Consider the following 16113-nt stretch of genomic DNA (forward strand, 5'->3'; position numbering starts at 1 on the left):
ATGTTGCCAAGCGCATTAAGACTGAAAACTGGAGAAAACAATGAACAAGTCAATTATTGGTGCGTTGGAAGAGCGTCGTTGCATGGCCCTGGCGGATTTCTATTTGGGGCAAGTGGCTCCGAAAGAAGATGAGGGCCGTCCGAACAAGCTGAACCTGACCTCGCTCAATGACTTGTATCAATACCTGTTGCTCGACAGTCAGGTCGGTCATGAGCTGGAAACAGCACGCCTGGCGGAGGCGATCGCTTGTGTGCAGCAATATATCGGCGCCATTTACAGCGGTATGGAGCCCGGTCATACCGAGGCGTTTACCAAAGATGAGCTGCAAGACTGGCATCAACGTTATTGCAATATCAGCGATTGGGCCGGTTATCAGATGCTTGTGGATTATCCGGAAAACTACATCGATCCGACATTGCGCCTCAATAAGTCTGAATCTTTCAAAGAGCTGGAAAACAACCTCGGGCAAGCGAGTCTCAACGATGCATCGGTGCAAATGGCGCTTTATGAGCATCTGAAGCGGTTCGAAGAAGTATGCAATCTCGATTTGATTTCGGCTTATATCGACAGTACCGAGGGAAATGGAGCTGAAAAGGGAACGAACTTCAAGAACGCCGATTACTACTTCATCGGTCGGCAACGGGTTCAACCCTTTGGTTATTTTTGGCGCAAGGCCCATGTTGAGTTGAATGCCGCCAGTGAGTTTCTGAACCCGACCGCGTGGACCGAATGGAAGCCCGTCGATATCCCCGCCGCGCCAACCGTGCTGGCGATCCGGCCGGTGTTTTTCGCCGGTCGATTGATGGTGGTTCAGGTCGAAGGGACCAAAGCCCGGGACACGAAGACGAAAGGTAACGACGGTAATGAAGTGATTACCGAAGGGACGTGGCAGGTTGAAGCCAAGCTGTCTTATCTTGCCGTGAACGGGATCTGGTCGACACCATCGACCCTGGGGACGAAGGAGTTCGCCAAGGCATCGGTGGAGTCCGCGCGTTTGGTGGTTGTAACTTATGCGGGTGCAAAAAAAGACGTCGATGACCTGTTGGCGGTGTGTTTCACCACCACGGATTTGCCAGCGGCGCAGGCGACGGCGGAGAACGAGCAGGAACACGGATGGATGTTTGCCGCACGCAATGCCCTGTTTGAGCCGCTACCGCCCGACATGGCCAGTCTTAAAGTGTTGGCCAATGGTCGTTTTGCCAATCAATACGGTTTGCAGCACAAGCTCTTGCTCAGTGAAGCAGCCGTGCTCAGTCAGGTGCGCGTACCGGCTTCGAGCGTTGCCGCTGTCGACGATACGCGAGATGGCACTCTGAGCAAGTTCCTTTCGTTGGATATCAATTTCAGCAGCCGGCAAACCGTGGTCGACGGTGCCCTTGCGACTGAAAATGTGTTGCAGGTACAAGGCGTCTGCGATTTGACCCGGCCCGAGTACGAGTTGAAGGACATTGCCTTGGTCGTTCAACACCAGGTGGCAACGTTTGTCACCTTCTTTGAAATTTCCAGGGTCGGAACCAAAGGCATCAAGGTGACCTGTTTCCGTCAATCCGAGTCGGGATTCGATTTTTCATTGTGCCTGGATGACGTTGAAGGAAAGCCTGTCGAATTGGCGGCTATCAAGGCGAATGAGTTCGCCTTGGCCAATGGTTGGGTTTCCGTCAAAAAGGACATCGTACTTTCTCATCGGCAACGGGAAATATTGTGGTTGCAAAGCCCCGGACACATCAGAGGCGGCGCCGGTTTCTCCATATTGACAGGTACTCAGTACCTGCCATTCGCGGGCAGCGGCAATACGTTGTCTCTGGTGCAGAAGCCGGAGACAGTCACGCTGGGCCTGAAAGTGAAGGATGGTGCAACGGTCGCGCCAGGCAAGTGGGAATCGTTGAGCGAATTGAAGGGCTGGTTTCAAACCCCCTGGATTGAATATCGCTGGACTGGCGATCCGGTCGGCAAGACCTTGCATGTCGTGTGGGGGGAAAGTGCCGATGGTAGTTATGGTCGCAACCGCTATGAAATCGTGATCAAGCAGACCCCGAATGCCAGCGCTGTTCCACTGATCAGTAAACAGTCAACCGGTGCTCAGTTCCTGGATATTCAGCCACTGGCATTGACCAGGCTAAAATGGATACGCCTCAACTCCCTGTTTGGTCCGGAGCTGGTAGCCAAAGCCGCCATTTCCATCGACGAGGTATTGTCCTGGGCAACCCAGAACACCCTAGAGCCTCAACCGGCGGGTGTTACGCCCGCAACCGCACCCATCGACTTCAACAGTGCCCACGGCATTTTTTACTGGGAATTGTTCTTCCACTTGCCGTTCCTGATCGCCCATCGTCTGTGCGAGACACGCGATTACCATGAATCGCAGCGCTGGTATCAGTACATTTTCAACCCGCACATTCGCGAGCCGCGTCCGGGAGCAGTCAAACCGAGCGACCGCTACTGGTGGTGCCGCCCATTGCTGGAAGAAGGCTATACCGGCTTTGAAGCCCTGGGGTTGGTAGACCCAGACGCGATTGCCTTTTCCAAACGCATCCACTACCGCAAAACCATTTTTGTCGCCTATGTGCGCTGCATCATTGCCCACGCCGATTCACTCTATCGGCGGCTGACCCGTGACAGCCTGGCGGCGGCGAAACTGCAGTATGTGCGGGCCTTGTCGCTGATGGGCAACGCCCCCACCGCAAAAGCGATGAGCCATTGGGTGCCACAGTCCGCTGACCAGATCCTCAAACCCAAGGCGGCTACCGGCACCTCGTCACTTCTGACATTCGCCCGGTCACTGGATGTCAATGTGGCGAACCTGCCCGCACGGGTAGAGGGAACACCGGATTTTGAAATTCTGGCACGGGATGAGTTCCGTCCGGCTACCAATGATCAGTTGTTGGGGATCTGGAAGTACATCGACGAATGCCTGTGGAACATGCGACATAATCTGACCATTGATGGCAAACCGATGTCGCTGGCGTTGTACGCCCCGCCGACCAATCCACTCGATCTGCTACGCGCCCAAGCGGGTGGTTCTTCGGGGGCCGCGCGCAGTGCGGGCGGCTGGCTGAACATTCCGCATTATCGATTCCGGACCATGCTGGCCACCGCGCAAAATGCGGTGCAGACGCTTATCGGGTTTGGTCGCGAGGTTCGCCAATTGATGGAGCTGCGTGATCGCGGGCAACTGGAAGAGTTGCAGCAGAGTCATGTGATTGCGTTGGGCGGCCATGCCAGGACCATTCAGGAAGAGACGATCAAACAACTGGAGTCGTCGGAGGCGGCGTTGAAAGAAAGTCAAAGAATGATCGAGGAGCGAGCCAGGCACTATGAGGACCTCAATGCTGACCCGTTGCTGAACATGGAAATAGCCGGGGATGTGATCGGACTGGTTGGCAAGCTGAAGAGCGCTGCGGCTATTGTTCCTGTAAACGCTGGCGCAGTTACAAATGCAGCCGTGAAGGAGCAAACGCTCGGTGGCGCGGCTGGCCCCTTGCCCTTAGCATCGGCCGGTACGCAAGGTGGAGATCGTGGGGATCCCCTGAAAGCAACGGGTAACGGGCTATCGACTTCGGGCGCCACCGCGTATGCGACAGGTGAAGCTTTCCAGCGAACCGCTTTTTACCTGCGTCGAAGCCAGGAATGGAGCTTCGCCGAGGCCCAGGCCAAGAGCGAGTTGCGGGTCATTGACGAACAGCTCGAAGCTCATGAACACACACTCAAGGCCGCTCGAGCCAGCCTGCTGCAAACCCAAAAAGCCAACGAGCAGGCCCAGGAGCTTTACTCCTTCTACAAAACCCGCGCCACCAACGTCGAACTCTACCGCTGGTTGTTGAGCCAGATGGCCACGCTGTACTTCCAGGCCTATGACGCTGTGGTGGGCCTGTGCCTGAGCGCCGAAGCCAGCTGGCAGTATGAAATGGGTGATTTCGACACCCGGGTCATTCGGCCCAACGTCTGGATGGACAACCGACATGGCTTGAGCGCCGGTGAATCGATGCAGCTCGACTTGTTGCGCCTGGAGCGGGACTTCCTCTATCGCAACGAGCGGCGACTGGAACTCATCAAGACCATTTCCCTGCGCGACCTGTTCGAGAAGGGGCAATTCACGACACCTAAAACCTGGGAACAGGTGCTGGCAGAACTCGGCAAGGGCAAGCTGGATTTCGAGTTGACCCAGAAGCTGTTCGACAGCGATTACCCCGGCCATTACTGCCGGCAGATCACAACGGTGGCGCTGTCGCTGCCCGTGGTGTTGGGCCCTTACCAGGATGTGCGCGCGACGTTGACGCAAACCGCCAGTACCACGGTGCTCAAAGCCAGTGTTGACTCACTCGACTACCTGTATGGCGACGGCAACCAGATGCCTCCGGCGGATATCCTGCTCAACCTGCGCAGTCACCAGCAAGTGGGCATCAGCAGCGGCCTGGATGATGCCGGCCTGCACCAGCTGATGTTTGGCGATGAACGCTACTTGCCATTCGAAGGAACCGGGGCTGTTTCGAGGTGGCAACTGCATTTTCCGCGGCATGCGTCAGAGCAGCAAAAAGCCCTGATCGAAAGCCTGACGGACATCATTGTGCAGGTGCGGTACCTGGCGAAGGCAGGGGGGACGGCTTACACCGAGGCTGTGCTGGATAAGTTGGGGGATTGACGTCGTTTCAACAGTGCCTGGGTGACGTGGTGTCGATTCAGGAGTCATGGATCAACAGAGGTGTGAAAGCATCATGAGCAATGACGAAATTCGTGGTCGCAACCTGATTGCAGACGGCAGGTTTTCCTCCGGTTGGAGGGAGCACTGGACGCATTTCAATGGCAAGGGCATTGCGCGAACATTCGCGGACCCGGAGTATGGCTTTTATCTGATGATGAATGGGGCGGCCGCCGTTACCCAGACATTCAGCGCTGCACCGCTCACCACCGCGCAACTGGCGAACGCCTGGTATCGGTTGAGCTTTCAATATGAAAACTTTGGTGATGGGGCAAACTCCAAGGTAATCGTCAGATCGGGGACCGGGGTTGAGGACCCCATTGATCTGAGCGGGAAACTCCCGGATCGACCTCTGGCGGATTGGAATCCCTTTGAGCCCTATGGGCTCACGGTCGTGGCGGCTGACAAAGACATGACGTTCGAGTTGCATGGTTCCAGCCTGGGGGGATCGAGCGGTTTACGTATGACCGACCTCGACGTTCAACTGCATCTCGCACCCCTGGAGTTGGCTTGGGCCAAGGTTGATGATCAGACTTATGAGCTTTAATCCATCGATGCGTGGGGGGATGCCGCCAGATGCCTACGCAGCTCCGGCCCGCTTCCAGCTTAAATACTGCGTCACCAGGGCCGGGCCCAACTCCCCGGGTCGCGCATCCATCACCAGTACTCCATGAGCGCTCAAGCGCTCATGGAGTTCGGCGCGTGCATTCAGGTAGTCCACGGTCCCGCAATAGGCCAGCGCTTCGGGCAAAGTCTGCACCGGTGACTGACGCTGGGTGTCGAGCACCTCTTCGCGCAGGCTCGCGACCAGCACCTGATGTTGCTGGCTCAGGCGTTTTACTGCCGAGAGCAACTCATCGTCGTCCTCATCCCGCAGGTTGGTCACCAACACCACCAGCGCCCGGCGTTTTTGCCGTGCCAGCAGTTGCGTTACCGCTGCTTGATAGTCGGCGCTGCGTTGGGTGCTGTTCAAGTCATAAACGCTGTTGAGCAGTGTGTTGAGATGGCTGGTGCCTTTTACTGGTGCAAGGTAGCGCGGCTGTTCGCTGGCAAAGGTACTCAGGCCCACCGCGTTGCCCTGGCGTAGCGCGACGTAGCTGAGCAACAGACAGGCGTTGAGGGCGTGATCGAAGTGCGACAGCTCATCATCCTGGCTGCGCATGTGCCGGCCGCAGTCGAGCATGAAGATGATCTGCTGGTCGCGCTCGTCCTGGTACTCCCGGGCAATCGGTGTGCGCTGGCGGGCGGTGGCTTTCCAGTCGATCTGGCGCAGGCTGTCGCCCTCGCGAAACTCGCGCAATTGATGAAATTCCAGGCCCAGGCCCCGTCGTTGTTTCTGGCGTACGCCAAGCTGGCTGAGCCAGTTATCCACCGCCAGCAACTGCCCTTCATAGAGACGGGCGAAGTCGGGGTAGACGCGGGTGGCGTCGGGCAGCTCGAGCAAGCGTCTGTCCGACCAGAGCCCCAAGGGACTTGGCAGGCTGATTTCACAGCGCTCGAAGCTGAAATGACCGCGTTTGAGCGGACGCAGGCGATAACCGGCCAGGCTGTGCTGGCCGGGTTGCAACTCGACTGACAGTGGCAGGTTTTCGAAGCTCAGGCCCGCTGGCACATGGTCGAAGACTTGTACGTTCAGCGGTTGGGCAAAGTCGTGCTCAAGGGTCAGTTGCACTTCGCCCCATCGGCCCAGCGCCAGGCTGCCGGGTAACTGGCGCTTCAGCCGGGGCGATGGCAGGTGCTTCACGCGAACAGCATCCAACAGGGCCAGGGCTAGCAGCGCCAGGAGCAACCCCCAGTTGATCGCCATGAGATTCGCCGGAACCGTGAACTCCAGTGCTTGCAATGTGCCCGACACAATGCCGCAGGCCAGCAGGATCAATAGCCAGACGAGCATCAGACGCGACGGTTTCACAGGCGCGGCGCCGGCACTTGGTCGAGCAACTGCCGGAGCACCTGATCGACATCCAGGCCCTCGATATCCAGCTCCGGTGCGATGCGCACACGATGACGCAGCACGGCCAGTGCGCAACCCTTGATGTCATCCGGAATCACGAACTCACCACCGCGCAGCAGCGCACGGGCCCGGGCACATCGCACCAGCGCGATGGACGCGCGTGGCCCGGCGCCGAGGATCAAGCCGGGCCAGTTGCGGGTGGAGCGGGCCAGGCGCACGGCGTAATCGAGCACCTGATCGTCCAGCGGCAGGTCGCTGGCGATACGTTGCAGGGCCAGTACATCCTTGGCCTGCAACAACGTGCGCATCGGTTGGACATCGAGCATGTCGGCCCGGGTCGAGCGGCTGACCTGACGGACCATGTTCAGCTCCTGTTCGGCGCCGGGGTAATCCATGCGCACCTTGAGCATGAAACGGTCGAGTTCGGCCTCCGGCAACGGGTAAGTGCCTTCCTGTTCGATCGGGTTCTGAGTGGCGAGCACCATGAACGGTTGTCCAATCGGCAATGGACGGCCTTCAAGGGTGACTTGCCGTTCCTGCATGGCTTCGAGCAGCGCCGCCTGGGTTTTCGCCGGGGCGCGGTTGATTTCGTCGGCCAACAACAGGTTGGTGAACAGCGGGCCTTTGCGCAGTTTGAATTGCTCGGTCTGCAAGTCGTACACCGCGTGCCCGGTGACGTCGCTGGGCATCAGGTCCGGGGTGAACTGGATGCGCGCAAACTCGCCGCCGAAGCAGCGGGCGAGGGCGCGCACCAACAGGGTCTTGCCCAAACCCGGTACGCCTTCGAGCAGCACGTGACCGCCGGCGATCAGCGCAGTCAGGACGTCGTCGATCACGCTGTCCTGGCCGATCAAGGCTTTTTGCAGTTCATTGCGTACGGCCTGCGCCAGGTGGCTGGCACGCTGACGTTGTTGAGCGGCATGGCTCGGTACGTCGGGCTCGATCGGTTGACTCATGGGTTCCGGAGCCTCGTTAACAGTTATATTTGTTTTATCTTCCATAAATCAGTCACTTATCTAATCTAACTTTTTTCACATATTTTTTTACGCGTGGAACGAGTGAGTGACTGCCAATCTGCCTCATTAAGATCCCCTGGCAACCCTCATTTGAGCGTTCGTCTGAAGTCGAGGTTAGGCCATGACGGCCAGTTATGTTTTGAGGTAGTGCATTCCATATGCAGGTTGGGTGACATAGTTAGGAGAGTTTTTCATCGCAGAAGTCTGCTGTTGCCCGATATCAGCCCTTCTCGGAGGGCTGCTTTGGGTTGAAAAGCTGCCGACCATCAAGGGCTGCTACCGACCTGGAGCAGTCGGCGAACAGAATAATGGCAAATTAGTGGCTATGCTTGGTCTGCTGTCGAAACTATTCAGGCAGTCCGGCAGGCTGCGCGGAAATGACCCGCAACGTGCCCTATGTCACCCGACTATGCTGCGTGAAGCATCCAGTTCAGGGGCGCAAATCCGCAACGGCACTCGGCAAGACATGGAGCAAACCCTGCACCTGCAGGCGCAGGGTTTGGACTGGATCTGTCGGGATCACTCAGGATCGAATCGACTTTCGCTACGGTGCGGCCGGGCACTGCGAAAGCGGGGATATGCTCACCCCAGACATGCTGGCCAAGGTCTGCACGCTCGCCAGAGGCGCAGAAAGAGGCTGAGGAAATTGAAAGGAACAGAACATCTGGCAAAAGTGATTGCCGACGTTCAGTTCTACAATGGAGAGCGAGGAGAATCGTTACCTGAAACGATGATCTCAAACACAGCAAATGAAGATGATTTCGTTTTATCGCTGAAATGTTAAGAGACTGCTTCCGAGGGTAAAAAATTTCACCATGAAATTAGCATCGCCAAATGCATTGCTTAGTGTCGAATGGTTGGTTGGCGTGACACTTAAGACGTATAGCTTCGGTAGCTAATGCTTGTCTCGGGAGCTTCGCTCACGAAAACCAGCGTGAATCCAGAACAGAGAAAAAATTTGGCTAATGCTACGTGCGGTGTGTTCTCAGGTTCAGGTGTCGGCACAAAAGGTTAATAGGTTTCCGAATACCGCTTCTATTGGCCAATTTAGAAGGATTATGTTTGGAGATTGTGAAATGGATTTTTTCAGGAATAAAAGCGCCGCAAAGCAAGACATACCCACCCGTTCAAATAAGCCGCGCTCGACCAAATGGCACCGCATGTACTTTTTTCTTGCGGGGTTCGACGTGCTGGTTGTTGTGCTGAGCGTGCTATTGAATCACCTGATCGTCGATACCTATCACCGCTCCATCAAGGCAAACCAGTCGTGGGTCCAACAGCTGTCGAGCTATTCAACGCTGGGCAGCCTGGCTTCCACAGTCAATGCGCCGGGCAATAATGTGTTCGATACACATAATGTTGAAGCCGAATCGCGGAACATGGATGAAGCCTTGCGCGCCTTCAACGAGCATTTGGCAATGGCCAAAAAACAGTTGGAGGTACGGATCGCCAATGAGGCTGAACACAGTGCAGATATACAAGCCTTTACCCTTGCATTGAAGGATGAGGTGGGTGCAATTGATGCTGCGATGGTCGAAATGGTGAACGAGGCCTTGCTGATCTTTTCCTACTTCAGGGAGGGGCAGTCGGATAATGCCGGCAAACGCATGGCAACGATGGACAGGAAGTTTGCCCTGTTGCTCGCCTCACTCAGTACTGTGCGGGATCGCGTTGGCCTGATTCAAAGCAAGCTCCTGGAGGAGGAGCTTGAGTCGGTCGAAGAACTGCGCCGGGTCGAATACGCGATCATGGTGTTCGTGCTACTGATGGTCAGTGCGGCCGTTATCTACGGGGGCAAGATCAGGCGCGAAATGGAGTCGCAAGCAGCCGAAAGGGAAGGTTATCTGGCAGTGCTGCGCGAAAGCGAGAAGCAGGCCCGCCAGCAAGCATCTCTGCTGGACAAGGCCCAGGACGCCATTGTCGTTCACGGGATGGATAACCGCATCCTGTACTGGAACAAAAGTGCCGAGCGTCTCTACGGTCTGTCAAAGGAGGAGGCACTTGGCAAATCGGCACAGGAGTTGATCTACCAGGGTAGCGCCGCTTTCAATGCGGCCACTAACAGCCTGATAGAAACGGGTGACTGGGCGGACGAAGTTACAATTCGACGCCGGGATGGCTGCACCATCACACTCGAAAGTCATCGAACCCTGGTGCGAGACGATGATGGCCAGCCGCAGTCCGTTCTGTCGATCAATACTGACATCACCCACCGTAAGACCGCAGAGCAAGAGGTCCAGCGTTTGGCCTTCTACGATCAGTTGACCGGGCTGGCCAACAGGCGGCTCATGTTGGACCGGTTACAGCATCTGCTGGCGGGCAGCTCCCGTAGCCTGCATACGAGCGGGATAATTCTCATTGACCTGGATAACTTCAAGGCACTGAACGACACGCTGGGGCATGACAGAGGCGACATGTTGCTGCAGCAAGTTGCTCTGCGCCTTTGCGGCTGCATACGCGAGAGCGACACCGTGGCTCGCCTGGGCGGAGACGAATTCGTCGTCCTGCTGGATGGCCTTAATGAGAATCCTCCAGAAGCGGCTATCCAGGCCAAGACTATTGGCGAAAAGATTCTCAACTCTCTGAATATTTCCTACCAGTTGGATGGATATGAGCACCACAGCACCCCCAGCCTCGGCATTGCGCTGTTCCAGGGGCAGCTGAGCACAGTGGACGATATTATGAAGCGCGCTGACCTGGCGATGTATCGCGCCAAGGCGGCGGGCCGCAATACCATGCGCTTCTTCGATCCGGAAATGCAGGCGGTTGCCACGGCACGCGCCAGGCTGGAAGTAGACTTGCGCCAAGGCTTGCAGGACAACGAATTCCTTCTTCATTACCAGCCGCAGGTGAATAGTGAGGGCCGTATCATTGGCGCAGAGGCACTGATGAGATGGCACAATCCTGAGCGCGGAGTCGTGTTTCCAGGCGAGTTCATTCCATTGGCAGAGGAAACGGGGTTGATTCTGCGGTTAGGCCGTTGGGCGCTGCAGACAGCCTGTACTCAGCTGGTTGCCTGGGCAAAGCATTCGGAAACCGCCCGACTGGGTATGGCTGTGAATGTCAGCGCCCGTCAGTTTCACCATCCGGACTTCGTCGAGGAGGTACTGCAAGTACTGAGACACACGGGGGCCGATCCGAAGAAATTGAAACTGGAACTGACCGAAGGCCTGCTGATAGAGGATATGGAAGGTACTGTCGCCAAAATGATCGAGTTGAAAGAGATTGGCATAGGCCTTTCGCTGGATGATTTCGGAACCGGCTACTCGTCACTGTCATACCTGAAGAGCCTTCCGCTGGATCAACTCAAGATTGACCAGTCCTTCATCAGAGATGTGCTGGTTGATCCCAACGACGCCGCCATCGCCTGCGCGATTGTGAGCCTGAGCCAGATATTGGGGCTTTCGGTGATTGCAGAAGGTGTGGAGACAGAAGCTCAGCGCACCTTTCTGGTCAAGCATGGCTGCCAGACCTACCAGGGCTTCCTGTTTTCCCCGCCACTGCCAGCCGAACAATTTGAGGAGTATGTTCACGAAAGATTAATGGCGAGCACTGATTTCCTACGGACCAAGACTAAATCGCCATAACTTCGCAGTTGCCTGGGAACGTCCGCTTTCGGCTGTGGACTCAACCCAATGCGGACGATGAGAGGTCAACTCAAATATGGCTCGCACCCGCAATTGCCGGAGGTAGCCTCGAACAGCTGGCAGGAAGCTCCATCTGCCATCCCCTGCTTGACCAGACATTCCATCCCTTTAGTCTGCCTTAACAGATTCAGGGCCATTAGTTCGCTCCTTGAACAACATCTCAGGCTATGAGCTCGTAAGGGGCTGTCCTCTAAAACAATGGGAATCTAACGCTTGCAAGGTGTCAGATCATAAGGCGTTCCTCAAGGATTGCAGATGGGCGACCTGACGGCTGAATTCAACGCTGGAAAGCCGTTGCTGCGGTCGCGGGCTCATGGCCTGGCTGATAGCGCGTGTGGGTTGGCCGGTCAGGCGTGCGAGCACCAGCCATTGTTCGGCAACGCCGAGTTGTTCAAAGCCGGGATGGCGACGCCGCACACGCCGCAGGATGTCTTGCTGCAAGGCTTGCAGCAGGCCGGCCTGACCGTTGCATCGCAACAGGAAATCGGCACTGGCGCGCAGGTGCTCCTGCAGTTGCCGGCGTGCTTTCGGTGCCGGCTCCTGCAATGGTCCCTGCCGCACGCCAAAGTGCCAGAACCCCAGGCCGATCAAGGCGAACAACGCGACCAGCGCCTGGGGAAAATAACGCAGCAGCAAGGTCGGCAGGCTGTCGTGATCGGTGTTGAAGATCAGTGTCACGCGGGTGTCGGCGGTCAGGTACCAGAGCAGCCAGGCGTTGTCGTACCGGTCGATGGCCGGGGTTTTCCACAAGTCGGCATCGGTGACCACGATGATCGAGCCAAGCCCGTGATCGAGCTGCATCATGTGCGTGGCCATGGCGCTGTTGGCCCAGGCCTGGGCAAGGTTTTTCGGGTCTTCGAGATGGAACGCCGTATCGAAACCGGCATAGGCCGGGGCGTCTTCGCCTTCCAGGTAGAGCTTGGTCAGTTGCGGGTACGGATCTTCGCCGACATTGGGTGGCGATGCCTTGAGGTCTTTGCTCAGTAACTGGTGCACTTGCACCCGATCGAGCAGCAGGTCGTTGCTGTGGCCGAGTTTTTCATCCCACAGTGATTCGGCGACGAACAGAAGCCGCCCGCCGGCCCGGGTCCAGTTCATCACCTGGTCGACCTGCCGTGGAGTCATGTTGTAGCGGTCACCGAGCAACAGCAGGCTGTGTTGAGTCGGGTCGAGGCTGGGCAGGATGTCGAGGCCATTGGCGTGGTCGACGCTCAGGCCTTGTTTGCGCAGAAAGAGTTCCGCCGCCAGATAAGGGTTGGCCTTGGCTTCGGGGGAGGGGCCGTGGTCGATTACGCTCTGGTAGGGGGTGGCCTTGAGGTACAGATAAACACTCAACGCAGCCAGCAGCACGGCGATCAACGCCCCGGCTATCGACCCCTGGCGCCGATTCAACGGACAGCCTCCGAGCCGAACAGAATACGCCAGCCGTTACACAGCTCCTGCTGCACCTGGGCGGGTGGCAGGCGATGACCGTAGGCCATGTTTTGCCAGTGCCCGGTGAGATCTTTGCTGTACGCCAGCAGGGCCGGTCGCTGTAACAGCTCAACGCGCTGAAGTACCTGGCCTTCGGTATCGGCGGCCTTGAGTGCGATGTTGAAATCGTGCATCAGGCGGCTGAGCAGGGCGCGATAAAGCAAGCCGAGGGCTTCGCGCGGATGGCTCTGCCAGAGACTTTCAGCGCTGGTGGCGATGTCGGCGGGCAGGGACTCGGGCTTGAGGTCCAGGCCGAACGCCTGCTGCGGTAACAGCCGCGCGGTTTTTATGTCGACGGGCGGTCGACGGCTGACAAAAGCTTGCAACCAGTCGCGATAGCGCCAGATCAACAGGCCGATGGCTCCGATGACGGTGCCCCACAGCACGATTTCAATCAGGCTCGCCAATGCCCCGAAGCGTTGCCCCTCAAGCAGCTTGAGCAGGGCCTTCAACCATTGCGGTGTCTTGCCGTCGTCCCGGGTTTCAGCGCTTGGCCGGTCTTCGCCAAAGCGGTAGCGCGTCACTGTTTCCCGGTTCTTGAAGGGCGGCTGTTCGAGGATCGTCTTGATGCCGTCCCTGGAGGCCTGACTGGTCAGGGGCTGGTCCAGCAAGCGTGGACTGTCGGGTGACATGGCCGGTTCGGCGGCCCATACGCTGTGTGTGCTCGGACTCAGCAAGATCACGGCGATCAACAGGGCCGCGCCTGCACTGGTGAGGCGTTGGCGCATGCGACGGAACACCAGTTCGATATCCCAGGCCTCCAGCACGGTGCGCCGGTTCAGGTAAAGGCTGAAACCGCAGGCGACATAAATCGGTTCCCAGACCACCAGCACCAGTGCATAAAAGGCGTTGGTCAGATGTTCCAGCCAACGCCAGTCCTGGCTCGCCGCAGAGATCAGCGACTGCCAACTCCAGTCGAGCGCGACCTGTTGTGGCAGCAGCAGATAGAACAACACCATCAAGCCGATCCACAGCGTGCCCTCCAGGTGCGCGCCGATGATCGTCAGCCAGCGCGCGGCGCCGGCGTCTCGCTGCAGCAGCACCTGTAAGCGCTGTTGCCGTTGCGCTCCATCGAGGCCTTCAAGTTGCATCACCGGCATCGCGAAGCTGCGATGCAGACTCAGGCGTCGCCAGGTCAGGCTGGCCAGCAATTGCGGTTTGAGCAGGCGTGGCCATTGCTGCAGGGCCTGCTTGAGCGAGGGTGTTTCAGCGAACATGGCTTTGGACAGGATGTACAAGGGCAGGCGTTCGAACGCCGGCTTCAGCCACCAGAAAATGAACACGGCGAGAGAGGGCGAATCCCAGAATCCCCAACTGAGCAGCGCGAAAACGGGCAAGGTGACCATGGCCCAACTGGTCATCAACAGGCGTCGGTGGCGCTGGCTCAGGAGCACGCCGAGGTCCATGGCTTCCCAGGTCGGGCGCGGGCGAATCACCACCGTGGCGTCACTCAGGCGCATGGCGGCGACGTCCGGCAAACACGAGATAAACCACCACCAGCAACCAGAGCGCGGCGCCAACCAGGTACTTGGTCTGGTGCGACGGGCCAGTCTTTGATGACCAGTAGGCTTCGATAAACGCCGCAATCAACAGGAACAGCATGACCCCGCAGACCAGCAGCACACTCTTGCGCGCAGCCAGGCGCAAGGCCTCGGCGCGTGGCAGGCGCCCCGGGGCGACCAACGCCCAGCCCAGCTTCAGGCCGGCGGCACCGGCCAGGGCGATGGCGCTGAGTTCGAAAGCGCCATGGCCGATCACGAATGACCAGAAGGTTTGCCCGTAGCCGACGTAGGTCAGGTGCCCGGCCACCGCACCGATCATCAGGCCGTTGAAGACCAGGTAAAACACACTGCCCAAACCCAACAGCAAACCACTGGCGAAGGTCTGAAAGGCGATGCCGATGTTGTGCATGATGTAGTAGCCGAACATCGCCCAGTCCTCGCTGGCGGCTCGTTGCGCCGTACGCCCGAGGTGCCCGGCAACGGGGTCGTACATGCTTTGCATCTCGCTGACCTGCTCGGCGGGGATCAGGTTGTAGACCAGGTCCGGGTACAGGTACACCAGCAGCGCGAAACCGGCCAGGCTGGCAAAGAACATCAGGCTGGCGGCGAGGACGAAACGCCACTGTTCGCGCACCAGTCGCGGAAAGTCGGCGAGGATGAATGCCAGCATGTTGGCGCCCGGACGGCTACGGTGACGGTAGAGTTGTTGGTGTCCGCGCAGCGCTTGTTGCTGCAGGGAGTCGATCAGAAAACTGCTGTAGCCTCGCTCCCTGGCCAGTGCCAGGTGTTGGCAAAGACGTCGGTAGTCCCTCGGGAAATTGCCGGCGCCGGTGGCTTTCCTGTCGTGCTCCAATTGCTCGAGCAGATGAGCGAACTGTTCCCATTCGGCCTTGTGCCGGTTTTCAAAGAGGCTTTGCTTCATGTCGGCCCCAACAAGCCGCGGGCAATGCCGTTGAGCTCGGTCACCGCCTGCGGGGTCGGGACTTGCAACGGTTGGGCGAGGATCGCAGCCAGTTCATCGGCCCGTGCCCGGGAGAGTTCGCCCTGGCGCTCGGCAAACCCGAGAATGGCCCGTTGTTCGGTGAGCGTCAGGGCAAAGGCCGGGCGGCGGGGCTGGGCCTCGGGGAGTTCGGGGCGGGTATGCGATTGTTCGCGGTAGATCACCAGGGTACCGGCGGCGATATCGCCCAGGCGCTTGAAGTGAGGGTGTTGCAGGCAACTGATGGCTCCGAGGAAGTAACCGAACGGCAACAGGTCGACAGCGCGCAACAGGTTGCGCAGCAGCGACGCGGACCAGCCGACCGGGGTGCCATCGTCATGCACCACCCGTAATCCCATCCATTGCTTGCCCGGCGAGCGGCCGTGGTTCAGCACCTCGAACAGCACCATGTACCACCAGCTCACCACGAACAGCAGGATCGAGCCGAGTCCGGCCCCCAGTTTACCGAGCATCGCCAGTGCAATGAACAGCACGCCCAGGACCAGGCCGCGCAAACCAAGGTCGATAGCGAACGCCAGCGCACGGACCATCAACCCGGCCGGGCGCAGTGGCAGGTCGACGCCCTCCGGCGTTTCGACCTGGTACCGCGTATCCAGCGGTGGTGACAGCGGCGCATTCCCTGGCAGTGCTGTGGTCTCGAGCATGGGCAACCTGACGATGTGGCCTGGATCGGGATTGTGTATCCATTCGATGCTAGCAGCCTATTCGAGGGGGCGGCGGGGGGAAACGACATGACTATGTAATGCATGGCGAGTCGCGCAAGGTGCTTGAATGACAAGACTACTGGCCGGGGCGGGAGGTGAACGCCTAGACTTTGCCGATCTT

The 16113-nt window shown here is 58.3% G+C and carries 9 protein-coding genes; 3 read left to right on the forward strand and 6 right to left on the reverse strand.

Annotation, left to right across the window (positions count from 1 at the left end; all coding sequences use genetic code 11):
- Positions 1–40: 40 nt before the first annotated feature.
- Together ACEN8Q_RS29130 and ACEN8Q_RS29135 are read left to right on the forward strand one after the other, a co-directional pair.
- Positions 41–4639 (forward strand): neuraminidase-like domain-containing protein, encoded by a 4599-nt coding sequence (locus ACEN8Q_RS29130; protein WP_413425252.1) that lies wholly within the window; start codon positions 41–43, stop codon positions 4637–4639.
- Between the two features lie 73 nt (positions 4640–4712).
- The gene (locus ACEN8Q_RS29135) at positions 4713–5243 is read left to right on the forward strand and encodes a hypothetical protein (protein WP_413425254.1); all 531 of its coding nucleotides are present in this window, start codon (positions 4713–4715) and stop codon (positions 5241–5243) included.
- Between the two features lie 33 nt (positions 5244–5276).
- Here ACEN8Q_RS29135 and ACEN8Q_RS29140 read toward each other — a convergent pair whose 3' ends face one another.
- Both ACEN8Q_RS29140 and ACEN8Q_RS29145 read right to left on the reverse strand, forming a co-directional pair.
- Positions 5277–6608: a DUF58 domain-containing protein gene (locus ACEN8Q_RS29140; RefSeq protein ID WP_413425256.1), complete on the reverse strand. Its 1332-nt coding sequence runs from the start codon at positions 6606–6608 to the stop codon at positions 5277–5279.
- Positions 6605–7606: an AAA family ATPase gene (locus ACEN8Q_RS29145; protein ID WP_413704094.1), complete on the reverse strand. Its 1002-nt coding sequence runs from the start codon at positions 7604–7606 to the stop codon at positions 6605–6607. The genes ACEN8Q_RS29140 and ACEN8Q_RS29145 overlap by 4 nt, the downstream gene beginning before the upstream one ends.
- A gap of 1136 nt (positions 7607–8742) precedes the next feature.
- On the opposite strand from ACEN8Q_RS29145, the gene ACEN8Q_RS29150 reads away from it, so the two are divergent.
- Complete coding sequence (locus ACEN8Q_RS29150; RefSeq protein WP_413425260.1) at positions 8743–11253, forward strand: putative bifunctional diguanylate cyclase/phosphodiesterase; 2511 nt, start codon at positions 8743–8745, stop codon at positions 11251–11253.
- A 288-nt stretch (positions 11254–11541) separates the two neighbouring features.
- On the opposite strand, the gene ACEN8Q_RS29155 is transcribed toward ACEN8Q_RS29150, so the two are convergent.
- Genes ACEN8Q_RS29155 through ACEN8Q_RS29170 form a run of 4 tightly spaced genes read right to left on the reverse strand, consistent with a single transcriptional unit; the run spans position 11542 to position 15932 of the window.
- Complete coding sequence (locus ACEN8Q_RS29155; protein ID WP_413425262.1) at positions 11542–12705, reverse strand: DUF4350 domain-containing protein; 1164 nt, start codon at positions 12703–12705, stop codon at positions 11542–11544.
- Positions 12702–14246 (reverse strand): DUF4129 domain-containing protein, encoded by a 1545-nt coding sequence (locus ACEN8Q_RS29160; RefSeq protein WP_413425264.1) that lies wholly within the window; start codon positions 14244–14246, stop codon positions 12702–12704. The genes ACEN8Q_RS29155 and ACEN8Q_RS29160 overlap by 4 nt, the downstream gene beginning before the upstream one ends.
- Positions 14233–15210: a stage II sporulation protein M gene (locus ACEN8Q_RS29165; RefSeq protein WP_413425266.1), complete on the reverse strand. Its 978-nt coding sequence runs from the start codon at positions 15208–15210 to the stop codon at positions 14233–14235. Before ACEN8Q_RS29165 ends, ACEN8Q_RS29160 begins: the two co-directional genes overlap by 14 nt.
- A complete protein-coding gene (locus tag ACEN8Q_RS29170) occupies positions 15207–15932 on the reverse strand; it encodes an RDD family protein (protein WP_413704095.1) in 726 nt (241 codons plus the stop codon). The genes ACEN8Q_RS29165 and ACEN8Q_RS29170 overlap by 4 nt, the downstream gene beginning before the upstream one ends.
- Positions 15933–16113: the final 181 nt, after the last annotated feature.

Origin of the sequence: Pseudomonas sp. Pseusp16 (genome assembly GCF_047324915.1) — a bacterium.
Classification (GTDB): Bacteria; Pseudomonadota; Gammaproteobacteria; order Pseudomonadales; family Pseudomonadaceae; genus Aquipseudomonas; species Aquipseudomonas fluorescens_CD.

Coding starts and splice junctions, on each gene's coding strand:
- ACEN8Q_RS29130 (WP_413425252.1), top strand. CDS start 41: ATGAACAAGTCAATTATTGGTGCGTTGGAAGAGCGTCGTTGCATGGCC.
- ACEN8Q_RS29145 (WP_413704094.1), bottom strand. CDS start 7,606: ATGAGTCAACCGATCGAGCCCGACGTACCGAGCCATGCCGCTCAACAA.
- ACEN8Q_RS29150 (WP_413425260.1), top strand. CDS start 8,743: ATGGATTTTTTCAGGAATAAAAGCGCCGCAAAGCAAGACATACCCACC.
- ACEN8Q_RS29165 (WP_413425266.1), bottom strand. CDS start 15,210: ATGAAGCAAAGCCTCTTTGAAAACCGGCACAAGGCCGAATGGGAACAG.
- ACEN8Q_RS29135 (WP_413425254.1), top strand. CDS start 4,713: ATGAGCAATGACGAAATTCGTGGTCGCAACCTGATTGCAGACGGCAGG.
- ACEN8Q_RS29160 (WP_413425264.1), bottom strand. CDS start 14,246: ATGCGCCTGAGTGACGCCACGGTGGTGATTCGCCCGCGCCCGACCTGG.
- ACEN8Q_RS29170 (WP_413704095.1), bottom strand. CDS start 15,932: ATGCTCGAGACCACAGCACTGCCAGGGAATGCGCCGCTGTCACCACCG.